This window comes from Congzhengia minquanensis, assembly GCF_014384785.1.
Classification (GTDB): domain Bacteria; phylum Bacillota; class Clostridia; order UBA1381; family UBA9506; genus Congzhengia; species Congzhengia minquanensis.
On sequence record NZ_JACRSU010000002.1, the window covers coordinates 282591 to 305533 of the forward strand.

A 22943-nucleotide genomic window follows, 5' to 3' on the forward strand; every position below is an offset into this window, starting at 1 on the left:
CGAAAGAACCGTTTGATATAATCATGTGCGAAGGATAAAAAATCTTTGCACATGATTTTTTTAGGAGGTTAAACATATGGAAATTCTCAAAACCCACAATTTAAAAAAATATTACGGCGAAGGAAGCACCGTGGTAAAGGCCTTAGACGGGGTGAACCTAAGCGCCCAAAAAGGCGAGTTTGCCGCAATTGTCGGCACTTCCGGCAGCGGAAAGTCAACGCTTTTGCACATGCTTGGCGGTTTAGACCGCGCAACTGAGGGCAGCGTTACCGTAGACGGCACCGATATTTTTAAGCTAAAGGACGACGAGCTTACCATTTTTCGCCGCAGAAAAATTGGATTTGTTTTTCAAAGCTATAACCTGGTGCCGGTGCTGAATGTATATGAGAACATCGTGCTGCCAATTGAACTGGACGGTGAGAAAGTGGACCACTCCTTTGTAAACTCCATCATCGCGACGCTGGGATTAGAGTCAAAACTTACCAATTTGCCAAACCAGCTTTCCGGCGGCCAGCAGCAGCGTGTTGCCATTGCCCGGGCGCTGGCAACCAAGCCAGCCATTATTCTAGCCGACGAGCCAACAGGAAACTTAGACAGCAAAACCAGCTTAGATGTGCTGGGGCTTTTAAAGGTAACCAGCGAAAAATTTGGCCAGACCATTGTTATGATTACCCACAACGAGGAACTGGCGCAGATGGCTCAGCGCATTATCCGCATTGAAGACGGCAGAATTGCAGGTGACCGCAATGTATAAGGTAAGCAACAAAAAAGTGATTTCACGCATTGCAGGCAAAAGCTTTTGGGCCAACAAATCGCGCAATATCATTGCTATTGCCGCAATTGCCTTAACTGCCGTTTTGTTCACCGCCCTTTTCACGGTGGGCAGCGGGCTGGTAGAAAATTTTCAAAAGCAAACTATGCGCCAGGCCGGAGGCGACGGCATGGCCGTTATAAAATATATTACTGATGAACAGTTTGACACAATAAAAAAACACAAACTGATAAAAGAGCTTTCTTATAACAGAATTTTATGCGACAGCGTTGATAATGAGGAACTTTTAAAGCGCCGGGGCGAGTTTTATTACATGGACGACACCGCCTTAAAGCTTGGTTTTTGCGAACCTACCACAGGCAGAAAGCCCGAAAAGGCGAACGAGCTGATTTTAGACACCAAAGCCATAAAAATGCTGGGGGCAAAACAGGAAATTGGGGCACCGGTAACGTTAGAGCTTACGGTGCACGGCCAAAAGGTGACACGGGATTTTGTTATTTCCGGCTGGTGGGAACCAGACCCGGTGTTTAACGTTTCCATGCTGATAACCTCTCGTGCATATATGGAGGAACATATCGGCGAGCTGTATAACAGCTATAAAGAAAATTATGACATGACGGGTGTTATCAACAGCTACATGATGTTTTCAAACTCCCTAAGCTTAGAAAACAAGCTAGAGCGGGTACTTACAGAGTCCGGCTATTCACAACGCGAGGAAGACCCCAATTACATTGCGTCTAATGTAAACTGGTCTTATCTCACCACGAACTTTTCCATGGACCCGCCCACCGTTATCGGCGTTTTAGCCGCTCTGCTTTTAATTATTCTTACAGGCTATCTGATCATTTATAACATTTTTCAGATTTCTGTAATTAAAGACATTCGGTTTTACGGACTTTTAAAAACCATAGGCACCACCGGAAAACAAATTAAGAAAATCATCCGGCGGCAGGCGCTGGTTCTGGCCGCAATCGGCATTCCCATCGGGTTGGTTGCGGGCTACTTTGTCGGCTGCTCTCTGGTACCCGTTATTTTAAGCCAAACCTTTGCAAGGGGCGCGCAGTTTACCACCACCGCCAACCCGATTATCTTTATCGGCGCCCTTTTGTTTGCCCTCATCACCGTGTTTTTAAGCACAAATAAACCGGGCAAAATTGCAGCCAGCGTCTCCCCTGTTGAGGCGGTGCGGTATACCGATGCCGGACATTCAAAAAAGAAAGGCAAAAAAACAAAGCGCGGTTCGCGTATTTCGGCAATGGCTGTTTCCAACCTGAGCAGAAATAAAAAAAGAACCGTTTTAGTGGTAATTTCCATGTCCATGAGCTTAATTTTGTTTAACACGGTTTATACCTTTAGCCGTGGGTTCGACATGGATAAGTTTCTTTCAAAGTTTGTAGATACCGACTTTTTAATTGCCCACGCTGACTATTTTAACTACGATTTCCACGGCCCGGAAAATGCTGTTTCTGAAAGCTTTATTGAGGCCGTGAAGCAGCAGTCTGGATTTTCAGAGGGCGGAAGGTTTTATGCCAACATGGACGCAGAAACTTTTTCTCTCGAATATGTAACCAGTAAACAGTATAACGTAGACCCCGAGGGGCGGCCGATGTGCTTCGTGTATGGTGCAGATGACCTGCCCTTGGCCCGCTTAGACGTTTTAGAGGGTGAAATCGACATGGAGAAATTAAAAACCGGGAAATATATTTTAGAAGGCGTGGAGCTTCATGACGACGGCAGTCCGGAGTGGAGTTCGTCGCACTATAAAATCGGCGACACGGTAACGCTGCACAACCGCAAGGGCTTAAGCGACAAGCGGAATGGCAATGAGCCGCAAATCCGCTCCTTTGAGGTGATGGCAAAGGTAGCTGTTGAAACATATACCAATTCCTGCGGCCGCGGGTCTGATTTTTCCTTTTACCTGCCGGCTGATATCTACAAAGAAATGGTTGCAAACCCGGGGGTGATGAGCTTTGTCTTTAATGTAGAAGACAAGGACGAACCCGCTATGGACGCATTTTTAAAACAATATACGGAAAACGCAGAGCCCGTGATGAATTTTAGCTCCAAGGGCACCCGCGTCAGCGAGTTTGAAGGACTCCGCAGCATGGTGCTGCTGGTAGGCGGTGCGCTGAGTTTGGTAATTGGCTTAATTGGCGTTTTAAACTTTGTAAACTCCACCCTGACCAGCATTATTACAAGACGCCGGGAGTTTGCCATGATGCAGTCCATTGGCATGACGAAATCACAGCTTCAGAAAATGCTGATTTTAGAGGGATTTTACTATGCATTGGCCGCGGCTGTGGTGTCGTTATTGGGCAGCATTTTGTTCTCCGGCGTAATTGTGAAAGCCATTTCGGGTAATCTGTGGTTTTTCTCTTTCCAGTTTACGCTGCTGCCGCTCATCTGCACCATTCCGCTTCTATTGATAATTGGCATGATTTTGCCGCCCATTGTTTTAAGAAACGTAACAAAGCAAAGCATTGTGGAACGGTTACGGGAAAACGAATAAGAAACGGCCGCAGCACATGCTGCGGCCGTTTTTGCTTTATTGAATTGCGGCTAAAATGTCTGCATAGGCCCAGTGTATCGGCAATAGGTCGGAAAATGGGTTATTTGATTCGCTGTCTGGTGCTTTTCCCAGCATTTTGTTCATCACCGTAACGGCTTCCGCCCGGGTGATGGGCTGGTCGGGCATAAACATGCCTCCATCATAGCCGTTTAACAATCCGCTGTCTGCCATTTTTGAAATTGCGTTATACGCCCAGTGGGTTTCGCTTACATCGGCGAATTGGGTGTTTCCTTTATTCACTGTGCCAAACAAAAATTTAGAAGCCGCCGCGGCAAACTCTGCCCGGGTGATGTTTTTATCCGGACAAAACGAGCCGTCGCCATAGCCGTTTAAAACGCCCTTTTCCGTTACGGAAGCAACCGCATTGGAAAACCAGTCGCTGTCTGCTACGTCCTGAAAATAATTTTTTTCTTCCGGCGGACGCTGGTCGGCCATAAGCCTTGAAAAAATTGCCGCCGTTTCCGCCCGGGTAATTGGTGCGTCCGGCTGGAACGTGTTTTCCGTCTTCCCCGTCATATAGCCGCCGGCATTTCGTTTCAGCCTGGGCGAAACTGTGAGCGTCTTTGCATCGGCATAGTAGGGAAATTCAAATTTTGCCTTGTCCGCCGCATCTTTCCCCAACACTGCAAAAATTCTGTTCTGGGCCGCCATGTCGTCTACAAAGTCTGCATAGCTTTTTACGTCCTCCACCGTTGTGGAAAGCATTTCGCTGCGCACCTGTTTTATGTCTTCGGCAGTTTTCCCTGAAAGAGCCAAAAATGCGCCGTTTTCCGTGTTTGCTTCCCATTCGTCAAACTCGTTAATTGCAGAGACAATCATGCCGTCAAGTTCCTTTTGTGTCATTTCTAGGTTCCTTAAAAAGTTTCCCATGCCGCTCCAAACCTGAACGGCCAGGTCTATGTCTTTCAGCCCCGCCACAGCGCACACCAGGGTGGTTCCGTCAACATTCATTCCAGCTCCATATACGCCGTATTGCCCCCGCATCACAGGGTATAAATATTTTGAAGCAACCACTTTTGTCATAATATTCATTTTTCCTGAAAACGCATATCCGCCTTCTGTAAGAAATCCCGCCAGCATAAAGTGGTCTGCGTCGTCTAAGGTGGTGATGGTGGCGGCAGACGGATATCCCACCGGGAGCTTCCATTCCATAATGCTTCCTGCTTTCATTTCGCCAAACCGGGCGGCAACCGTGGCTTTAAACTGCTGGCTGCCGGATTGCGAACCCACATACTCTGCAAACGGCGCGCAGGACAAAATGCGGTTTGCAAGCGTTTTCACAGTTTCAAACCGCCTGTTGGTTTCCTCAGGCGACAGTTCTGCCTGCTTTAAATAACGAAAGTATGCCAGCGATCCCTGACCAATGCTGCCCCGGGTAACGCTGTTAAATCGTTTCCCCATAGACTGGGCAGACTGCATCAATTCATAGGACACGAAGTATGGGTCGCGGTATCCGTTTTTCAAAATATCGTCTGCTGCGTTTTTTAAATATTCCTTAAAATCTTCCTCATTCCACAGCTTATCTCCCAAAAGAAATTCCATAGCCAAATTCAGCTTGCTTTCCATTTCGCCGCTTGGCGCATTCATTCCAACACAGAGCATAGGACGAACGACAGAATCGTCCTTTGCATTTTCTAAGCCGCAAAGCTCAAAATAAATCCCATCTAAACCGCTTTTTTGCAGCTGATAATTTAAAAATCCGTTCATCAACTGCAGCTCATTTAAGCTTTCGCCTTTCAGGCCAATGTCAAAAAACAGGCTGGCAGAGTCGGTTTCACGGTCTTCAATCACCGTGCTGAAATAGGAAATTTGATTGATTTTTTCCTCCTGAGCCTGGAGCAAATCAGGGGTTTGGTCAACCTCATCCAGGGTTAACGACGGAATCCGCGCCACTGCCTCCGGATCCTCCGGCGCGTTTACCCAGGCGTTAAAGTCTTCTGTGTCCTGTCTTATCTGCTCCAGTTCTTCTGCGGTTGCCGTAATGGTGTCGCTGACAGGCACCTTTGCCCCGTTGCCCGAAACCACAATCACACTGTAAGGGTTTTTCGTAAAATAAGTTTCTAACACCGTGTTAAAATAATCTGGATTGCCCTTCAGCCAGTCGGCAATTTCCGTCATTTCCAGCCAGGAAAACGGGTCTTGGGTATATACCAGTCCGTTAAAAACATTCAGTTCTGTGGAATAGCCGTATGGATTTTTTCTCTCCTCTATGTAACTGTCGATTTTACTGTTTAAATCGTCTTTTGATATGCCCTGTGTTTCAAAGTCAGATAAAATAGTTTTATAGTGCGCAATCATTTCGTCCTTTTGTTCAATGGGCACCTCCGAAACAAGCAGCGCCAGATTTGAAATGCCGCCGGTATTCCCGCCCGAAACATAGTTTTTGGAATTCACCTCATCCATTTTTGCCATCACGAGATTAAATAAAATATCTCTTGCGTAAACCTCTTTCACACTGTGCATCGGCACGCCTGAGGACATGAAGCCAATGTCCACGGTTTTGGTATTCCCTGTAATGTTGAATTCACAAATTGGTTCAGCCGGCGTCTGTTTTGTATCGGGAAATGCAATTGAAATGTTTTTTTGTACCGAATCGTTAAAAAATTTGTTTAACAGGGAAAGGGACTTTAAAATGTCCTGTTTGCCTACAAGACAGGTCATGCTGTTAGACGGCGTGTAATAGGTATGGTAAACCCTTAAAAGGTCTTCGTATGTAAGATCTTTTATGTCCTCCACCGTGCCGCCGCTGTTAAAGGCAGGGGTTGTCTCGCCGTAAAGCGCGGTATAAAGCTTATCCGCTAAAAAATTCACAGAATTTTCTGAGCTCTCTAAGCTTTTAATCCGCAGCTCGTTATAAACCACACCGTTATATTGCACCGCCCCGTCTTGATATTCTTTGCGGATTCCCTGCTGGCGGAAAATATTTTCTTCCGTGAGCAAAAGCGGGTGGAAAATACCATTTAAGTAGACGTCCATTAAATTATAATACTCTGTTTCATTTTTTGTTTTCACCGTGTAATAGGTGCAGTCGTCAGACGTATAGGCGTTAATTTCCTCTGCCAAGGCATTCGCATTCAAGTAGCTCATAATATTCTTTACAGGATACTTTTCGCTGCCGCACAGCAGGCTGTGTTCCAGCACGTGGTTTGCGCCCTTGTTGTCCTTTGGCGGGGTTTTAAACCCAATGGAAAACTCCCGTTTTTCGGCGCCGTTGTCTACATAAACAACTTCAGCGCCGGTTTTTATGTGCTTAAAATAATATGCCGTGCCGCTTAAATTTTCAATATACTGCTGGGAAACAAGCGTAAATCCTGTCTGTGCATATCCTTCGTCCGCGAAAGCCACACATTGCATGTTAAATAACAAAATTGCTGCTGCAATCAAGGTCCAAATCTTTTTTACCATAAAATCACTCCTGACCGTCAATAAATTCTTTTGCCATTTCTACCAGTTCTTCTGCAGACAGTTCTGTATCCATAGCGCAGAGAGAGTAGTTTAATCCCCCATAGCTCCAGGTTACAATCTGCACCTGAACGGTTTCAATTTTGTTGCTGCCGTAGCTAAAAACATATTTGCCTGCGGTTTCGTCCAGTTTATCCTGCTTTGTCTTTTTATAATCTCCCGGCACCATCTTGTTTACATAGGCGTAATAGCCAATGTCACTGCCGCGGTGCTGTGCAACAGTTTCGCTTAAACTATTGTTTTCGCCTATAGCCGCGCCGTCGATATAAATGGAAATGCTGTCCTTCCCCCTTTTGTACCAGCATCCCAGAGATTTATACTGTTCAAGAACGTTTCCGTTTGCATCTGCGCTTTCATCTTCTGAAATATTTCCGGATTGAAATTGAAATCCGTTTTGAAACGCGGCCAAAATGTTGGCCGAAAAACCCAAATCCTTTTGCAGGGTTTGTGCGCTGGGCGGTGAAAAATAGTCGGGTATGCTGCTGGACTGGCCGGACCGCGACGCAATAATGCTGCTTGCCGCCCAAACAGAAAAACCGCAGATTAAAACAACCGCAGCGGCTAGCGCCGCAATTTTTGAAAGCCTGATTCTGCGTATTTTTTTTGCCGGGCCGCCGGCTTCTAAAACAAATTTTTCATCTATATTGCCAATTTCCTGAAATAAATCTTTATTTGTCACAGTGTAACGCCTTCCTTTTCTAAATATTTTTTTAGCCCGCTGCGCGTGCGCATGAGCATGGACTTAACCTTGCTTTCACTGAAATGGTATCTTAAAGCGATATCTTTTATGGTATCGGAATACCAATATCTTCTGACAAACACAGCCCGCTTTGCGCTGTCGGCATGTTTTAAAAACCTGTTTATGTGTTCGGCCGTTTCTCCCTCTTCAAGGCTGCCCTCCGCCGTATCCCGCGCAGGGATACATTCCGAAAGCTCGGACAAAATCAGGTCGAAAGCACGGTTTCGCTTGTCTGCCGTGTAATAGTCATACCTGTTTAATGCATGGTTTCGCACAATGCGGCCTAAAAATGCCGCAAGCGACTTTGGCTGTGCCGGCGGTATTGCGTTCCACGCCGCAAAATATGCGTCGTTTTCACATTCCTCTGCGTCGGCAGAATTGTTTAAAATGCGGTATGCAACCGATTTCAGCAGCGCTCCATATTTTAACGACGACGCATGAATTGCCTCCTCGTCCCGTTTCAAATATAAGCCTATGATTGTTTCATCCTCCATGGTTTTTCAGTCTCCTTTGTGTAGCGGCCCTACATCTATACTGTAAGAAATTATTTGCGATGGTTGCATTTTATTTTTATTATACCACAAAATTTTATTTAAGGTTGCCGTAAGGTTTCATTCAGCTTGGCGAAAGGTAGCCGTGCTACAATGAAATCAGCTTAAAAAAGAAAGGAATGAAGTTTATGCAAGAAATCGTACATACAAACGGGTTGACGAAACGGTATGGCGACTGTTTTTCTGTAAACAATTTGGATATGGTGGTGTTTGAGGAAAAAATATACGGCTTTTTAGGCCCCAACGGAGCCGGAAAATCCACCACGCTGAAAATGCTTTTGGGGCTGATACATCCCACCCAGGGAGAAATTGATCTGTTTGGCAAACGAATTACGGCGAAAAACAGGCTGGAGGCGCTAAAATATATCGGCTCCCTAATTGAAACTCCCTCTTATTATGGACATTTGACGGGAAAAGAAAATTTAAAAATTCAACAAATGCTGCTGGGCGTGCCAAAAGAAAACATCGACGAGGTGTTATCTATTGTGCGTCTTCAGTGCCAAGCCTCAAAAAAGGTATCGGCCTATTCGCTGGGAATGAAACAGCGGCTCGGGCTGGCATCTGCCCTGCTTTCCTTCCCCAGGCTATTAATTTTAGACGAACCGACAAATGGGCTTGACCCCGCCGGAATTCAGGAAATGCGGGAGCTGATTATAAGCCTTCCCGAACGATTTGGCATGACGGTGATTGTGTCGAGCCACCTTCTTTCAGAAATCGACCAGATGGCGGAGGATATTGGCATTATTGCGGGAGGAAAACTAAAATTTCAGGGCAGTTTATCTGCCCTGCACAACATGGACAGAACAAAAAATTTGGAAGAAATTTTCTTAGAACTTACAGGAAAAGAGGGAAGCTTATGATTTCCCTTTTGAAAACAGAACATAAAAAAACGAAAAAGAAATATCTCCTGCTCACGTCGCTTTTGATAACGGCTCTGGATTTGGCCTGGATTTTCTACGGCAACTTTTCTGAAGACGCAATTTTAAAGGGCTGGATGATGTTTTTATATCAGCTGCCGCTGACCAATGCCATTTTTCTGCCCTTTTTAATGACGGTGGTGGCCTCGCGCCTTGCCGACATTGAACACCGGGGATGCATGCTAAAACAGCTTTGCACCATTGTGCCCAGAGGTAAGCTGTTCGACGCAAAGCTTTTATACGGCTTTTCCATTGTTTTGGCATGCATGGTGATACAGTTTGTGTCGGTCTTTATATTTGGCTGTGTCAAAGGGTTTGGTGGCGTATATCCTTTTAGGCTTTACAGCGTCTATTGGCTGTTCACCATTGCAGCAAGCCTTGCCATTTACATTTTTCAGCACACGCTTTCCATGCTCTTTCAAAATCAGGCAGTCCCTTTTTTTGCAGGCGTAATCGGGGAATTTTTGGGCGTGTTTTCCATGTTTTTGCCCCAGCTTCCGTGGCTGAGAAAATCCCTTTTATGGGGATATTACGGCGTTTTGCAGTTTGTGGGAAGCGACTGGGACAGCCAAACGCGCATCAGCACCTTTTATCTTTATGACTTTGACTGGCTCTCTTTTGTCATTTTGCTGGCGGTGTGCCTTGTGCTGTATAGAATCGGACGGAGCTTATTTATAAAAAAGGAGGTTTAACAAATGATTTTAAAACTCATTTATGCAGACAGAATGAAACTGAAACGCTCGCCAATTTGGCTTGCGTTTTTGTTCATGCCCATTGTTCCCGCCTTATTGGGCACACTCAACTACCGGGCAAACATCGGCATTTTAAAAAACGGCTGGTATAGTCTGTGGACGCAGCATACGCTTTTTACCTGCTATTTCTTTCTCCCCATTATGCTGGGGATTTACTGCTCCTATCTCATGCGGCTTGAAAACAGCAACCACAACTGGAACAAACTGTTAACGATGCCGATAAAGCCGTGGCAGGTGTTTGTTTCAAAGCTCGTCACCGCTTCACTGATGCTGGTGTTAAGCGAGCTTTGGATTGGGCTTTTGTTCATTGTATCGGGTAAAATTGCAGGAATTTCAGAACCCATTCCGAAAGACTTAATTTTGTGGCTGGCCTGCGGAACACTGGGGGGCATGGTGATGGCATCGGTTCAGCTCATGCTTTCCGCCGTCTTAAAAAGCTTTGCGCTTCCTGTTGGGATTGCGCTGGCAGGCGGCATTTCCGGTCTTGTTGCGCTTGCAAAGGGGTTTGGCCATATCTACCCATATGCGCTGATGGCCTATGGCATGCGCTCAAATGCGCCCCAGGTGCTCATGGAAAACGGAAATTTGCAGTTTGTTGTCATTTGCCTGGCCTTTCTTGTTTTGTTCACGGCCTCCGGCAGCCTGTGGCTTTTAAAAAGGGACATTTAGGTCTTGCTCTGCTTTTCTCTCTGTGCTATAATGATTATATACGCTTTTAAAACACAGGAGGAATGACTTATGATTGCAAAGACATATAAAGACATGTTAAGCGCAAAATCGGTTATCCGTCAGCTTTCAGAATTTGCCACTGCAAGGGGCGCGGAAATCGGTTATGAAAATGTGTTCGATTTCAGTCTCGGAAACCCGTCAGTCCCGGTGCCGGCGGCGTTTACCGACATGATGATAAAGCTTTTGAAAGAAAGCAACCCCATTGACCTGCACGGATACAGCCAAAGCCTGGGAATCCCTTCCGTCAGGGCAAAAATTGCGGCGTCTTTAAACCAGCGGTTCGGCATGGACTATACGCAGGACCACATTTTTATGACGGCGGGCGCGGCAGGCGCCATTGCCCACGCATTGCGCTGCGTAACAGAGCCCGGCGACGAGGTGCTCACCTTCGCGCCGTTCTTTCCGGAATATAACCCTTATGTAAATTTATCCGGCGCAGTGTTAAAAGTTGTTCCACCGAATACAGAAGATTTTCAGATTAATTTTGAGGCCTTTGAACAAATGCTTACCAAAAAAGTGATGGCCGTGCTGATTAACACACCGAACAATCCATCTGGCATTGCTTACTCCGAGGAAACAATAAAGAAACTTGCCGCTGTTTTAACAGAAAAATCGAAAGAGTTCGGGCACGAAATTTATATTATTTCCGATGAACCCTACCGTGAAATTACCTTTGACGGCAACGAAATTGTGTATGTGTCAAACTATTATGACTATACTTTAAGCTGCTACTCTTACTCAAAATCGCTGTCCCTGCCGGGAGAACGCATTGGATATGTGGCAATTCACCCCAAATGCCCCTATGCGAAAGAAATGGTGGTAATGTGCGGACAGATTTCCCGCGGAATTGGCCACAACTGCCCCGCTTCCATTATTCAGCTGGCCGTGGGCGAAACCTGCGGCTTAACCGCCGATTTGTCGGTTTATGAAACCAACATGAATCTGCTATACGATGTTTTGATTGATTTAGGGTTTACGGTTGTTCGGCCCGGCGGAACGTTCTACATTTTCCCCAAGGCCTTAGAGGAGGACGCAAAAATCTTCTGCGAAAAAGCGCTGAAATATGATTTGGTTTTTGTGCCGGCAGATACCTTTGGCTGTCCCGGATATTTTAGAATTGCTTATTGTATCGACACTGAAAAGGTGAAGCGTTCCATTCCCGTCATTCGCAAATTTGTGGAAACGGAGTATCCCAACAGATAGACATAAATATAAAAAAAACAGGGACTACGTTATGTCCCTGTTTTTCTATGCCCAAAAATCTCGGCAAAAACCGCTCCGCCAAGAATGAAAACAGCTCCTAAAATGTGCATAGGCAGCAGCGTTTCTTTTAAAACAAACACTGACAGCAGCACAGCCGAAAGCGGTTCTAAATAGCCGCACACTGCAATTGTTTGAACAGGTAGCGCTCCGATAGACGAAAAATAAAGGTAACAGCCCAGGCCTGTATTCACCAGGCCCAAAATGAGGATATAGACCCAATCCCCGCTGTTAATTTGTATAACTTCGTTTGTTTTGCAACCAACATACACTGCGGCGGTAAGAAAGCTAACAAACAGCTGTATCATTGCATTTTCCAGCCCTTTAACATGAACGCTTTTTTTATTAAAAATTACCATGACAGCATACATCACCGCCGACATACCTGCCAAAACAACGCCCCCGGCGTTTCCCCTAATCTCTTCTGCTCCGCTGTTTATGAATAAAATTCCTACCAATACAACAAAAAAACTGCCTATTTTAATTCCGGTTAATTTTTCCCGGAAGAGTATTGGAGAGAGAAGCATAACAATTACAGGGCCGCAGTAATACATCAGTGAAGCCGTTCCAACTCCAATTTGTATGTAGGCCTCGTACAGCAGCATCCAGCTTGCACCCATGGCCGCGCCGGAAATTGCTATATTGAAACAATCCTTTTTAAATTGAAGAAAGCAAATTGTTCGTTTAGACAGCATAAACACCACAATTAGCAGCAAGCTGCCTGCAAACGTTCTAAGTAGCACAATGTTGCTGCTTTCAAGCGTGATTTTGCTTGCCACAATTCCGTTTGAACCAAAAAGCAACAGCGCTAAAATATATTTAATATAGTTCTTTGCCATTTTCATCGCTCCTATTGACAAATCTTTATGCATAGTATATCATAAACTTATCAATTACAAAAGCGAATGTTTTAAATATTTATCATTACATTTTAGAATGGATATAATTGGGGGAGTTTACAAAATGGATATGAATTTATCAAAATATTTTGCGTTTGTTACAACTGTTGAATATGGAAGCTTTACAAAAGCAGCTGAAGTTTTAAACTATTCCCAGTCTGCCGTCAGCCGTATGATAAATGATGTAGAAACGGAATGGAACACTACGGTTTTAGAGCGTGGAAAGACGGGTGTTAAGCTCACGTCAGACGGCTTGACGCTGCTTCCTTACGCAAAAAGCCTGTGTGCTGAATACCGCAGGCTTCAGCTTCAGGTAGATGAGCTCAGCGGTCTTAAAACCGGCCTGATTCGCATTGGAACATTTTCCAGCGTGGCAAGCCACTGGCTGCCAAATATTATCAAAGCGTTTCAAAAAGATTATCCGAACATTGACTATGAACTGTTGCTGGGCGACTATACAGAAATTGAAACATGGATTTTAGAGGGGCGGGTAGACTGCGGATTTCTGCGTCTGCCGGCCTCCCCTGCTCTTGAAACATTTTTTTTAGAAACAGACAGACTCTTGGCTGTTTTGCCCGAAAACCACAGGCTGGCCGGCAGTGAAGCCGTTCCCCTATCGGAGCTCTGCAAAGAACCGTTCATGCTGCTCGAAAAAGGAGCCAAGGCCGAAGTATCAGAAATTTTTGAAAAGAGCGGCCTAACACCAAACGTACACTTTACCACCTGGGACGACTACGCCATAATGTCCATGATTGAAAGCGGTTTAGGATTAGCCATTTTGCCGGAGCTCATTTTAAAAAGGGTTCCCTACCGCATTGTGGCAAAAGAACTGGATGTTCCGGCTTACCGCAGTATTGGTCTTGCCGTGCGGGACAAAAAGTCAGCTTCCATTGCAGTAAAAAAATTTATGGAATATTTAAGCTATCGGTAACGGTCACTCTAAAATATCTTCTCCAAGTTCATACAGCATTTCGTTGCAGGTGAAAAGGTCTGTGTGTTCCTTTATTGCAAACATAATGATGCTGTCGCGGCGTACCTTGGGATAAAGTGCTCCGGCGGCTGCAATTTTTAACATGCGCTGTGTTTCGTCTAAATTCAGTTTTAAGCCGAACGCAAGGCACAAAACCTTATCCCGCTGGGGTATCCGTTCACCGGAAAATATTTTATAGCCATATACCTGCGTAAGGTTGGAGCTTTGAATAACCTCACTTTTGTTCAGCTGTTTTTGTGATAGAAAGGAATTGATAAATTCTGACAAAGTAATGTCTGCAAAATCGTCTTCATTTTCAATTAAAAAATTTTTAAGTGACGGACTTCTTTTTAAAACTTCCAGCAGCTCCTGCGTACTCTTTCTCATGAATAAAAAATCTCCTTTTAAAAATTTCGACATGTTTTGACTTTATTATAATAATATGGTAATATAATTGTCAAGAGGTGGAGGTATGAATGAATATACAAAAAAATTCATCGAGCAAGAATATGAAATTATTGAATTTTTGTCAGCCGACGAAAAAACGGCATTGGTGCGGGAAAGCTCAACTGGCGGCATCTATGTAAAAAAAATTGTAGGCAAAGGCGCCGCCCATATCTACAAACGGCTGGTTGGTTTGCAAATTTCTGGGCTTCCGACCGTCTATAAAGTGAAAAACGACTATGTGATTATGGAATATGTGAACGGAATTTCTCTGAACAACAAATTGTCCCGCGACGGCGTGATGAGCATACAGGAAGCCAAATCACATATGATTACCCTATGCAACGGCGTTAAGGCCCTCCATGCTTTCGGCATTATACACAGGGACATTACAGCATCGAACATCATCATAGGACATCACGGCTGTTATTTAATTGATTTGGGAATTGCAAGGGAAAAAAAGGTAAATAAGGGCGCTGATACGCATATTCTCGGCACGGTTGGATATGCGGCTCCGGAGCAGTTTGGCTTTACGCAGACGGATGAACGCACGGATATTTACGCGCTTGGCGTGGTGTTTAACTATATGCTAACAAATGCTTTTCCCAGCGAAAAACTATATTCTGGAAAAGAGCGCTCCATCATTCAAAAATGCATTGAAATCGACGGTAACAAGCGGTATAAGAGCGTGAAAAGGCTCAAAAATGCGTTAATGAATGGGCAAAATACAAGGCGAGATGTTTTCGTCGCGCTTAGCGGGGCGCTGTTTACGTGTATTGTCATTGCCACGCTGTCTTACTTAATCCCCTTACAAAACAATAGCGCAAATAACGCGGCACCGGCCGGTGCCGCAGGAAACACGCCGGCTGCCGCAACAGTTAGCACAACGCCGCTGCCCTCATCAGGAAGAAAGCTGACTCTTGAAAAATTTAACAGCATCACATTAGGAATGCGTTATGAAGACGTTTTAAACCTCATTGGCGATAAGCCCGCTTCAGAATCTACCATGGAGCTGTTTGGAACAAAAACGCTGACATGCTCCTGGTGGGGCCAAGGAAGCATTGGTGCAAACGCCATAATCCAGTTTCGTGACGGCGCAGTGACAAGTAAGTCTCAATCAGGTTTAAAATAAATTATACTGACTGTATAACAAAACAGAGTAAACCCGTTGTATAATATATGCAACGGGTTTTTTGGGGATTTCTATTTATAAAACCGTGAAACAAAGGAGGAAAATTAAAATGAAAAAATTAGCAGCACTTTTATTTTTAAGTTTAATTGTAATGTCTATGGGCGGCTGTGGAAATTCGCAGAACGTTCCCACTCAGCAGTCAGTGGAAAACACGACAACTCAGACTGCGCCGTCGCAAAGCACTGCCCAAACCAGTGAACCGCAGTCCACAGCCCAGCCTGATACAACACAACAACAAAAAAATGCAAGCGGCAAAATTAGTCTTGCAATGTATGAGCAAATAGATACCGGGATGCGCTATGAAGACGTTATTGCGCTAATTGGTGCAAAACCTTCCTCAGAGTCGACCATGGATTTAATGGGTGCAACTACTGTTATGTGTTCCTGGTGGGGCGAAGGCGACATTGGTGCAAACGCAATGATTTATTTCCAGGATGGCGTCGTTTCAAGCAAATCACAGGCAGGATTAAAGTAGAGATTAATAAAAAAATATCCCCCGAAAACAACGTGTTTTCGGGGGGAACCTAAATAAAAATAAATTATTTCCTGTAGAATTTATATCAAATTACACGATCAATACTTGCTGAAACATAATGAACAGGGTTAAATTGAAACGTCTCAAATAAATTTCCTTTCACAATATAAAATGATGCTGACTTTTTTTTCGCACTTAAATTATATACCCGATATAAATAGTAGTTAATACTATTTTTCTTTGAAAAATCTAATTCGTTTTGCGAAATAAAAAATGGAGTATCTTCCGCCCCCGTAGTGGTTTTCACCTCAATGTATATTTTACTTCCATTTTTGTCAAAAGATAAAATATCAAAACCCGCCTTATCCCCTTCTTCCTTGGATATATGTTTTATGTATTTAATCAAATCAGAACGCCCAATACTTTCCAAACGTTCTTTTTCATATTCTAATACCATAAGCTCGCCAATAAGTCCTAGTTTGGTGTCTCGAATTTGTTTTTTAATAAAATTTACTTTTTTCCCACTTTTTTTAGAAATTGTCTTATTTGTTTTTAACTTTAAATCTTGTGGTTTTTTTAACGCAAGAGTAAGGCAAGATGTATCAACTATTAAGCTATTTAATGGGTCTGTTTTATCTTCAAATTCAAAAAAACCTCCAATTTTGTCTCTTGCTAAAATATAATCATTTGTATTTTGTATCGACAAATCACACATTTTACCTTTAAGTTCTTGCAAAATTGCTAGCATACTTCGTAAATCATCAATGAAAACTTGATCTGATGGTAGTGCAGATGCATTGTAAAACTTACCACATATATGGCCCAATTCATAACCAAGCGGTAAATCTGAGGCGTTACCGTTATATTTCAAATCAATCGGTTCAAAAGAAAAATTATTTAATGACGACGATAGTATCTTTTTCCACGAAGTAGAAACTTTTTGTATGTTTTGCTTTCCTATTCTGCTCCCATATCGTTCTTTAAAATAGGTCCATCCTTGATTGAGTGATAGATACACACCACTCATATCTGCGCAAAAAAGATATACTATGTCATATCCCTTTGCTGCAGATATTGATATATCCCTATCAAATATACCAATCCAAGGTATATTACTCCATCCCCCTTGACCTGGAGATGCTTTAATGAAATAACTACTTTCATTAAGTTGTAACTCCTTATAAATTGTTTGCGGAATATCATTTCGAATATATTCAGCTAACCTATTATTTTTTAAATCATTTTTTGACTCTAAAATATAGTTCTTACACACTCTTTCAAACATATCTTTCATAGCAAAACCTCTTTAACCCTATGCTGATTTTTAGAATATTCAAAGTATACCATTTGCTATAATTCCTTGTCAATAAACTTTTCTTTTTGAAACAAAAAACAAGATAAAATACTTAAAAGAAACAAAAAATTATCGTTTTGAGAATTTTCATCACCTCAAAAAGCCCTATTTTACGGGATTTCTCGGGCATCACACAGATTTTAATTACTACCCTTTAATCTCTTTTTTGCTTCCTCAACAGTTTCGCCGTCTTTGGTTAAAAACGCATCTACAAATTTATCTTCCATTTTGGTGTAACCCTCAACAGAACCTGTTTCAATTTTTCTATATCCGTCAACAACTCCGGTTTCGATTTTTTTGTAACCATTGACTACTCCGTCAGAAATTTTCTGAACTCCTTTTACTATTTTTGATTTAGCCATTTTTAATCTCCTTTTTTGATTTTTTTATCAATAACACACCAAGCACGACAACTATGATGACCACGCTGGCACCAGTTAAGATATTCATAAGACGAATATCATTTACAGTCATTCCCTCAAATGAAACAAGCATTGATTTTTGCAAAGAATATAATGATGCTGTCGCATCGCACAATGCTATACATCTAATCGTAGATATAATATGCGAATTGAATTTGCTTCTTTTTACATAGTTTATAATTGCAAGTGTAATTTTAGTAAATGTATATGTTGCTATTGTTATCATTATAATTTCGTGAAACTTATGTGCAACATCAAAATTGATACTTAAATATACACTACCGCATAATATACAGCCAAGCAAAATAATCATTATTCCAATAAACCTTTGAATAAAAATTTCCGAAATATTTTTTTCATTCTTCTTGTTAGACAGCACAACAGAAACACGCATTATTGCCAATATCAGATTATATGCTCCCATAGTTAAAAACCAATATGATTTGCTCCAAATTCCAAGAGCAAAGTTTCCAAGAGCATACAGAGAATTTACAATAAAGCTTAACAAAGCAACTTGAAATATCTGTTTCCTGCTGCCTTTGAGCATTCTTATGATATTCATTTATTTAATGCCTTTTGTTATTGGTATAAGCATTAAGAGAGCTATTATTCCTGCAAGACCGATAACTGTACCCAGCACGATATTTTCCCATACCATACAAAAGCACATACCAACTCCTAATGTTAATGAGCCTATAATTGCAAGAAAGATGATACCAACTGTTCTGCCACTTATCTTGATAGGTGCTTTACGCTCCATTTTCCTCCACACGAATACAGTTATAAGTCCTAAAACTATGCCGACTGCACCGAATATAATTCCCGGCTTGAATGCATTCCAGTCAGGAAGAAGAGCCATACACATTCCAAGTGCGAACAGTACTCCGCTTACAGTTCCTAATACAAGGGCTACAAAATTACTTTTTTTCATAAGAAAAACCTCCAAAAATTTAATTTATTAAAACAACAGTTGTGTTTTTAATGTAATTATAGTATAATATAATTTAATATAAAAAAACAATCATCAATTTTTTAACATTTGTTGGTTTAATGGAGGATATTATGAATACACCAAATAATAAAAGAAGAAAAGAAAGTATTGACAAAATAGAAAAGGCGTTCATAGTGCTATTGCAAACAAAAGAGCTTGATAACATTTCTGTTTCCGAGATTTGCAAAATTACAAGTCTAAACAGAAGTACATTCTATTCAAACTATATAGACATATACGATCTTGCTGATAAAGTGTGCAAACATCTTGAAGAAGAATTTTTATCATTGTATGCAAATGAAATTAAAACAGAAACACGAAGCAACGATTTTTCGCGTCTGTTTCATCATATAAAAGAAAATCAGCTATTTTATAAAACCTATTTCAAAATAGGAAATATCAATATGAATATTACAGGTTTAGATACCGAGATGGCTCAAAAATATTTTGATATGAAATATATTGACTATCACATAGAATTTTTTAAAAGCGGACTTAATGCAGTATTAAAAAAATGGCTGAACAGCGGTTGCAAAGAAAGTCCGGAAGAAATCACAGAGGTTATTAAAAGTGAATATAGCAGAAAATTCTAATTTTTCCATATTGATAAAACTGCCCCGGAACCATTTGTGGTTACAGGGCAATTTATTATACAAAAAAGAAAACCCTTGAAAACAGGGGTTTTCTGAATGTTTGATTATCTCTTTGAGAATTTTCATCATCTCAAAAAGCCCTATTTTACGGGGTCTTCTCTGTTTTTTGTTGCTTGTATGTTATTTATGCAGGACTATTCACAACATCATATTACTGCTGTTTTTATCAAAGCCACAATAAAATCAATGCTTTTATCAAAATAAGTTTTATATAATTTTCTTACACTCTTTTTGCCCTGTTATGTGGAACAATAGAACTTGATTAAATTCGTTTATAAACTGAAATTTAGTGCATAGCATAATTTATTTTTACCATATGGACATGGTCTTCCCAAATCCCATTGATATTAAGATAATACTTTGAAATCCCTTCGTTTGTAAAATGATTTTTTTCAAGCACTCTCAATGAGGCTTGATTTTTCGGCATTACATTTGCTTCTATTCGATGTAAACCTAATTCTTCAAACGCATATTTTGTTAACATTTCTACAGCCATAGACATATATCCTTTATTGAAAAAATTTTTGTCTAATTTATAACCCAAGAAAGCAGAGCAAAAGGCTCCCCATACCACATTGTTTAATCCAATTATACCTATAATTTTTGTGGGATGTTCTATTGGTATAATATAAAAGCGGAATGCTGTCTTTTCTTCATACTCAAACATTTCCCTTTTTAAGACTTCTCGCTGATGTTCAAGCGAAAAAAATTCCTCGTTTCGTACAGGCTCAAAGACTTTTAAAAAATCTCTGTTTCTCTTATAGTAATTAACTACTTGTTCTGCAAGTGATAAGTCAGCTGGAACAAGCTGAATATATTTGTTTTTCATCTTATTTCACCATCACAAATTATTATTTATATTATTATATCATACATACGTCATTTTTCAATTATCAATATATACAAAAATATAATATTGAAAAACGTCACGCAATAGAGGTTGAAAAATGCCCATTTTATGCGGTCTGCAAACTACGAATTGAGCAAGGGAATGGTTTTATATTCCCAACCGCAAAAATGGGATTCTATTGCATTACATTTATAACCACTCACACGGGAATGTGCCACATTCCCGTACAGGTTATTAAGAGAAAATATTTTATCTTTCAATATCTCTGTTGCTTTTACTTCTGTTTTTGCCAAGCCTTATAATTTCTTTTAGCCATTGATTTATTGTTTCTCTGCCGAAATGTTTTTGAATTTTATTAAAATCTCTGGCTTTTACCTCTGCTTTTGAAAGTGCTAAATTTTTATTCCAAAGCAGACTTTTAAGCCTTTCGTTATCTGCCTGCTAAGGCTTGATTTTTGCTTCTGCCTGTTCAGCAATTTTCTCTGCCCTATAACACCGCTTTGCAAGGTTTTCAATTATTTTCATAATACGCTTTATGAACGGCTCTATAAATTTTGTTTTATATGTCTTTGTTCGGCTACAGCCGAAGTGTGTGCAGCTTGTAGCCACACACGCCGCAAATCAATAAATTTTCTGCCGTAAAATTTACTGCTTTGCATTTCGGTAAATCGTCAATTTCTTTCCTCATTACCGACACAGGAATGTGCCACATTCCTGTAAATATCTCTTAAAGAGGAATTACCACCTGAAACTCTCAGGTACACCTCTTTCATCAAGATATTTTTTGCGTGCTTCCTCACGCTCCTGCTCAGTGGGAGCAGTTTTACACAGGTGTCAGAATATCCGAACTGCTTGACCTTAAAAAAGAAAATGTTTATCTTGATGAACAGTATTTTGATGTTTTAGCCAGCAAAACAGAAAACGGCATAAGAAAAGTCCCCATTGCCGACAAGGTATTACCATTCTTTAAGGCTTGGTATAATGATACCTACAGCGAATACCTTTTACATACTGAAAATGGGGAACAATTCAAATACCGCAATTACTATGATAGTTATTTCTTACCGCTTATGACAAATCTGGGACTTGAGCAAACTCCGCACTGCTGCCGACATACTTGTATATCAATGCTTGCGGAAGCCCACGTTTCCCAAACTACAATTAAAAAGATTGTAGGACATTCCGGTGCTATGACGCTCACCGAAAGAATTTATACTCATTTGGACATTGAGGAGCTTGTAAATGCAATCAATAAAATTTAAGATAAAAAAGAAAGAGATGTCTTTCTTTTGTGGAGAAAAACATCTCTTTTTAAACCCTTGTTAAATTGAGAATTTTGTTGTTTGTTTGTCGCTTGTGTGTTACTTGTTGCACACTTTTGACTGCAACTCTGTCCAACTGACAACTCCAAAAACCCCGTAAATAAAGGCTTTCGATAGTCGTGAAAAGTTCGCAGATTATCTCTTGGAGAACTTTTTATGCCGTAATACGCACGCTTCAAGCCATAATTGTGTCATATGTGTGTCATATAATTAAAATCTTAAAGGCTTTTAGATACTATATAAGCTTCAATTAACGCATAAAAAGGGTGGCAACCAGTCTGAATGGAATACCCGTCCGTTAAGGTATATGCTCCATCAGGCTGGTTGCCGGGGGATTATTATGAAAAATTATGTCCTACCTACAGATGTCTAATACCATTATAACCCAGCCGATTAAAAAAATCAAGGGATAAATTTTCCTATTGCGGTTCTTCTTTGCTTTTTAACTGCTCCAAATACTGCGTCAAATTTCTGCACACCGGCACGTTCATTCTGCCGGCGTTCTCCAAAACGGAAATCCCCTCGTTTGCTATGTAGAAACCAATAACAATATCCCGTATGCCCGTAATTCCCGCAGCGTTTTCAATCATTTGTGCCAAAACCACAATCAGCAAAATAACGACCTTTTTTATTATGCCGCGGAAACCCACTTCGCTGTTGAGCCGCTTTTCATAAAGCGCCGCTAAAACTCCCGTGATATAGTCCACCGCAATGCACACCAGCAGCGCCGTAAACAGCATGTCCAGCCCTCCGAATAAATAGGATAATAAACCGGTTATCACACCGGCCACAAGCTTAATCCATGTAATGATATTGTCCATATGTAAAACCCCTACTTTCCCGTAATATACCGCACAACGTTCCGCGCAATGATAGCCGCCTGCGCCCGCGTTACCGGCTTGTCCGGCTCAAAGTGGGTTTCGTCCACTCCGTTCATGATTCCCATTTCAAACACTTCCCGAATTTGCTTTTCTCCGTAGTGCCCGCTGATGTCTGTAAATTTACATTCTGCCATGCTTGTTTCCTCCTTTACTTTCTTTAAGCCTCCAATTTGTACCAATGCCTCAGTCAGCCCCTGCGCCGCTTTGTACGCAAACGATTCCGACAAAATCAACGGAACGTCACCGGGCGAATCCATAAATCCGCACTCAATCAGCACCGACGGCATATGCGTCTCCCGGCACACATGCAAATTCTTCCGGGGCATTTCGTTTGCACGGTTCCCAAATTTCCCTGCCCGCTCCACAAAACAATCGTGTATTATCTTTTGATATTCCACTGTCTTTGCCGACGGCGAAGTATAAACATAAACCTCAGGCCCCCCGCCGTTTCTGCCGCCTAACCCTGCGTTGTGATGAACAGATAAATACAAATCCGCACCCCACCGGTTGGCCGCATCCGTCCGAGCTTTCAGCGCAACGTCTGTCGCTCCTGTCCTGTCGTCTGCCCGCAAAAGCTCATACCCGCTGTAATTTGCAAGCAGCCGTTCCATCTTATCGCAAATCCGGGCGTTTAACACCCATTCCCGGGTCTCGGCAGGGTCTAACGATTTTAAACACCGTTTCCCCGGCGTATTCCGTCCATGCCCCGCATCTAATACGATTTTAAACATTTTATAAA

General features: G+C 41.9%; 24 protein-coding genes. 11 read left to right on the forward strand and 13 right to left on the reverse strand.

Annotated elements, in window-relative coordinates; all coding sequences use genetic code 11:
- The first annotated feature begins 76 nt into the window (after positions 1-76).
- Both H8698_RS06375 and H8698_RS06380 read left to right on the forward strand, forming a co-directional pair.
- On the forward strand, positions 77-754 hold the full coding sequence (locus H8698_RS06375; RefSeq protein WP_249311768.1) for an ABC transporter ATP-binding protein: 678 nt from the start codon (positions 77-79) through the stop codon (positions 752-754).
- Positions 747-3281, forward strand: coding sequence for an ABC transporter permease (locus H8698_RS06380; protein ID WP_249311769.1), 2535 nt, complete (start codon positions 747-749; stop codon positions 3279-3281). Before H8698_RS06375 ends, H8698_RS06380 begins: the two co-directional genes overlap by 8 nt.
- A gap of 36 nt (positions 3282-3317) precedes the next feature.
- Here the strand turns inward: H8698_RS06380 and H8698_RS06385 are convergent, their stop codons facing one another.
- The 3 genes from H8698_RS06385 to H8698_RS06395 are packed head-to-tail and all read right to left on the reverse strand — an operon-like array spanning position 3318 to position 8036.
- A complete protein-coding gene (locus tag H8698_RS06385) occupies positions 3318-6746 on the reverse strand; it encodes an S-layer homology domain-containing protein (RefSeq protein ID WP_249311770.1) in 3429 nt (1142 codons plus the stop codon).
- A 4-nt stretch (positions 6747-6750) separates the two neighbouring features.
- On the reverse strand, positions 6751-7482 hold the full coding sequence (locus H8698_RS06390) for a hypothetical protein (protein WP_249311771.1): 732 nt from the start codon (positions 7480-7482) through the stop codon (positions 6751-6753).
- The gene (locus H8698_RS06395; protein WP_249311772.1) at positions 7479-8036 is read right to left on the reverse strand and encodes an RNA polymerase sigma factor; all 558 of its coding nucleotides are present in this window, start codon (positions 8034-8036) and stop codon (positions 7479-7481) included. Before H8698_RS06395 ends, H8698_RS06390 begins: the two co-directional genes overlap by 4 nt.
- 185 nt (positions 8037-8221) lie before the next feature.
- Between H8698_RS06395 and H8698_RS06400 the strand changes: the two genes are divergently transcribed.
- The 4 genes from H8698_RS06400 to H8698_RS06415 all read left to right on the forward strand — a co-directional run bounded on the left by H8698_RS06400 (position 8222) and on the right by H8698_RS06415 (position 11694).
- Positions 8222-8953, forward strand: a complete 732-nt coding sequence (locus H8698_RS06400) for an ABC transporter ATP-binding protein (RefSeq protein WP_249311773.1) — start codon at positions 8222-8224, stop codon at positions 8951-8953.
- Positions 8950-9702 carry an ABC transporter permease gene (locus H8698_RS06405; protein ID WP_249311774.1) on the forward strand — a complete coding sequence of 251 codons (753 nt, stop codon included), beginning with the start codon at positions 8950-8952 and terminating at the stop codon, positions 9700-9702. The genes H8698_RS06400 and H8698_RS06405 overlap by 4 nt, the downstream gene beginning before the upstream one ends.
- Positions 9703-9705: 3 nt before the next feature.
- A complete protein-coding gene (locus H8698_RS06410) occupies positions 9706-10431 on the forward strand; it encodes an ABC transporter permease (protein ID WP_249311775.1) in 726 nt (241 codons plus the stop codon).
- A 69-nt stretch (positions 10432-10500) separates the two neighbouring features.
- On the forward strand, positions 10501-11694 hold the full coding sequence (locus H8698_RS06415) for a pyridoxal phosphate-dependent aminotransferase (protein WP_249311776.1): 1194 nt from the start codon (positions 10501-10503) through the stop codon (positions 11692-11694).
- 29 nt (positions 11695-11723) lie between these two features.
- On the opposite strand, the gene H8698_RS06420 is transcribed toward H8698_RS06415, so the two are convergent.
- Positions 11724-12590 carry a DMT family transporter gene (locus H8698_RS06420; protein WP_249311777.1) on the reverse strand — a complete coding sequence of 289 codons (867 nt, stop codon included), beginning with the start codon at positions 12588-12590 and terminating at the stop codon, positions 11724-11726.
- Positions 12591-12714: 124 nt separating this feature from the next.
- On the opposite strand from H8698_RS06420, the gene H8698_RS06425 reads away from it, so the two are divergent.
- Positions 12715-13581 (forward strand): LysR family transcriptional regulator, encoded by an 867-nt coding sequence (locus tag H8698_RS06425; RefSeq protein WP_249311778.1) that lies wholly within the window; start codon positions 12715-12717, stop codon positions 13579-13581.
- Positions 13582-13584: 3 nt separating this feature from the next.
- Here H8698_RS06425 and H8698_RS06430 read toward each other — a convergent pair whose 3' ends face one another.
- On the reverse strand, positions 13585-14007 hold the full coding sequence (locus tag H8698_RS06430; RefSeq protein ID WP_177680135.1) for a hypothetical protein: 423 nt from the start codon (positions 14005-14007) through the stop codon (positions 13585-13587).
- 85 nt (positions 14008-14092) lie between these two features.
- On the opposite strand from H8698_RS06430, the gene H8698_RS06435 reads away from it, so the two are divergent.
- Together H8698_RS06435 and H8698_RS06440 are read left to right on the forward strand one after the other, a co-directional pair.
- Positions 14093-15196 (forward strand): protein kinase domain-containing protein, encoded by a 1104-nt coding sequence (locus tag H8698_RS06435; RefSeq protein ID WP_249311779.1) that lies wholly within the window; start codon positions 14093-14095, stop codon positions 15194-15196.
- 109 nt (positions 15197-15305) lie between these two features.
- A complete protein-coding gene (locus H8698_RS06440; RefSeq protein ID WP_249311780.1) occupies positions 15306-15731 on the forward strand; it encodes a hypothetical protein in 426 nt (141 codons plus the stop codon).
- Between the two features lie 85 nt (positions 15732-15816).
- Here H8698_RS06440 and H8698_RS06445 read toward each other — a convergent pair whose 3' ends face one another.
- The 4 genes from H8698_RS06445 to H8698_RS06460 all read right to left on the reverse strand — a co-directional run bounded on the left by H8698_RS06445 (position 15817) and on the right by H8698_RS06460 (position 18438).
- Positions 15817-17025 (reverse strand): MrcB family domain-containing protein, encoded by a 1209-nt coding sequence (locus H8698_RS06445; protein ID WP_249311781.1) that lies wholly within the window; start codon positions 17023-17025, stop codon positions 15817-15819.
- A 200-nt stretch (positions 17026-17225) separates the two neighbouring features.
- Complete coding sequence (locus H8698_RS06450) at positions 17226-17447, reverse strand: hypothetical protein (protein WP_249311782.1); 222 nt, start codon at positions 17445-17447, stop codon at positions 17226-17228.
- On the reverse strand, positions 17440-18069 hold the full coding sequence (locus H8698_RS06455; RefSeq protein ID WP_249311783.1) for a hypothetical protein: 630 nt from the start codon (positions 18067-18069) through the stop codon (positions 17440-17442). Before H8698_RS06455 ends, H8698_RS06450 begins: the two co-directional genes overlap by 8 nt.
- Complete coding sequence (locus tag H8698_RS06460) at positions 18070-18438, reverse strand: hypothetical protein (protein WP_177680515.1); 369 nt, start codon at positions 18436-18438, stop codon at positions 18070-18072.
- A 131-nt stretch (positions 18439-18569) separates the two neighbouring features.
- Between H8698_RS06460 and H8698_RS06465 the strand changes: the two genes are divergently transcribed.
- Positions 18570-19091 carry a TetR/AcrR family transcriptional regulator gene (locus tag H8698_RS06465; RefSeq protein ID WP_177679498.1) on the forward strand — a complete coding sequence of 174 codons (522 nt, stop codon included), beginning with the start codon at positions 18570-18572 and terminating at the stop codon, positions 19089-19091.
- 346 nt (positions 19092-19437) lie between these two features.
- On the opposite strand, the gene H8698_RS06470 is transcribed toward H8698_RS06465, so the two are convergent.
- Both H8698_RS06470 and H8698_RS13285 read right to left on the reverse strand, forming a co-directional pair.
- On the reverse strand, positions 19438-19980 hold the full coding sequence (locus H8698_RS06470) for a GNAT family N-acetyltransferase (RefSeq protein WP_249311784.1): 543 nt from the start codon (positions 19978-19980) through the stop codon (positions 19438-19440).
- A 598-nt stretch (positions 19981-20578) separates the two neighbouring features.
- A complete protein-coding gene (locus tag H8698_RS13285) occupies positions 20579-20713 on the reverse strand; it encodes a hypothetical protein (RefSeq protein ID WP_283245408.1) in 135 nt (44 codons plus the stop codon).
- A 76-nt stretch (positions 20714-20789) separates the two neighbouring features.
- Here H8698_RS13285 and H8698_RS06480 point away from each other — a divergent pair, with 76 nt between their 5' ends.
- Positions 20790-21263: a tyrosine-type recombinase/integrase gene (locus tag H8698_RS06480; RefSeq protein WP_346726830.1), complete on the forward strand. Its 474-nt coding sequence runs from the start codon at positions 20790-20792 to the stop codon at positions 21261-21263.
- Positions 21264-21742: 479 nt separating this feature from the next.
- Here H8698_RS06480 and H8698_RS06485 read toward each other — a convergent pair whose 3' ends face one another.
- Positions 21743-22144, reverse strand: coding sequence for a phage holin family protein (locus H8698_RS06485; protein ID WP_249311785.1), 402 nt, complete (start codon positions 22142-22144; stop codon positions 21743-21745).
- Positions 22145-22155: 11 nt separating this feature from the next.
- Positions 22156-22935 (reverse strand): N-acetylmuramoyl-L-alanine amidase, encoded by a 780-nt coding sequence (locus H8698_RS06490; protein ID WP_249311786.1) that lies wholly within the window; start codon positions 22933-22935, stop codon positions 22156-22158.
- Positions 22936-22943: the final 8 nt, after the last annotated feature.

Coding starts and splice junctions, on each gene's coding strand:
- H8698_RS06375 (WP_249311768.1), top strand. CDS start 77: ATGGAAATTCTCAAAACCCACAATTTAAAAAAATATTACGGCGAAGGA.
- H8698_RS06380 (WP_249311769.1), top strand. CDS start 747: ATGTATAAGGTAAGCAACAAAAAAGTGATTTCACGCATTGCAGGCAAA.
- H8698_RS06385 (WP_249311770.1), bottom strand. CDS start 6,746: ATGGTAAAAAAGATTTGGACCTTGATTGCAGCAGCAATTTTGTTATTT.
- H8698_RS06395 (WP_249311772.1), bottom strand. CDS start 8,036: ATGGAGGATGAAACAATCATAGGCTTATATTTGAAACGGGACGAGGAG.
- H8698_RS06400 (WP_249311773.1), top strand. CDS start 8,222: ATGCAAGAAATCGTACATACAAACGGGTTGACGAAACGGTATGGCGAC.
- H8698_RS06405 (WP_249311774.1), top strand. CDS start 8,950: ATGATTTCCCTTTTGAAAACAGAACATAAAAAAACGAAAAAGAAATAT.
- H8698_RS06410 (WP_249311775.1), top strand. CDS start 9,706: ATGATTTTAAAACTCATTTATGCAGACAGAATGAAACTGAAACGCTCG.
- H8698_RS06415 (WP_249311776.1), top strand. CDS start 10,501: ATGATTGCAAAGACATATAAAGACATGTTAAGCGCAAAATCGGTTATC.
- H8698_RS06420 (WP_249311777.1), bottom strand. CDS start 12,590: ATGGCAAAGAACTATATTAAATATATTTTAGCGCTGTTGCTTTTTGGT.
- H8698_RS06425 (WP_249311778.1), top strand. CDS start 12,715: ATGGATATGAATTTATCAAAATATTTTGCGTTTGTTACAACTGTTGAA.
- H8698_RS06430 (WP_177680135.1), bottom strand. CDS start 14,007: ATGAGAAAGAGTACGCAGGAGCTGCTGGAAGTTTTAAAAAGAAGTCCG.
- H8698_RS06435 (WP_249311779.1), top strand. CDS start 14,093: ATGAATGAATATACAAAAAAATTCATCGAGCAAGAATATGAAATTATT.
- H8698_RS06440 (WP_249311780.1), top strand. CDS start 15,306: ATGAAAAAATTAGCAGCACTTTTATTTTTAAGTTTAATTGTAATGTCT.
- H8698_RS06445 (WP_249311781.1), bottom strand. CDS start 17,025: ATGAAAGATATGTTTGAAAGAGTGTGTAAGAACTATATTTTAGAGTCA.
- H8698_RS06450 (WP_249311782.1), bottom strand. CDS start 17,447: ATGGCTAAATCAAAAATAGTAAAAGGAGTTCAGAAAATTTCTGACGGA.
- H8698_RS06455 (WP_249311783.1), bottom strand. CDS start 18,069: ATGAATATCATAAGAATGCTCAAAGGCAGCAGGAAACAGATATTTCAA.
- H8698_RS06460 (WP_177680515.1), bottom strand. CDS start 18,438: ATGAAAAAAAGTAATTTTGTAGCCCTTGTATTAGGAACTGTAAGCGGA.
- H8698_RS06465 (WP_177679498.1), top strand. CDS start 18,570: ATGAATACACCAAATAATAAAAGAAGAAAAGAAAGTATTGACAAAATA.
- H8698_RS06470 (WP_249311784.1), bottom strand. CDS start 19,980: ATGAAAAACAAATATATTCAGCTTGTTCCAGCTGACTTATCACTTGCA.
- H8698_RS13285 (WP_283245408.1), bottom strand. CDS start 20,713: ATGTGGCACATTCCTGTGTCGGTAATGAGGAAAGAAATTGACGATTTA.
- H8698_RS06485 (WP_249311785.1), bottom strand. CDS start 22,144: ATGGACAATATCATTACATGGATTAAGCTTGTGGCCGGTGTGATAACC.
- H8698_RS06490 (WP_249311786.1), bottom strand. CDS start 22,935: ATGTTTAAAATCGTATTAGATGCGGGGCATGGACGGAATACGCCGGGG.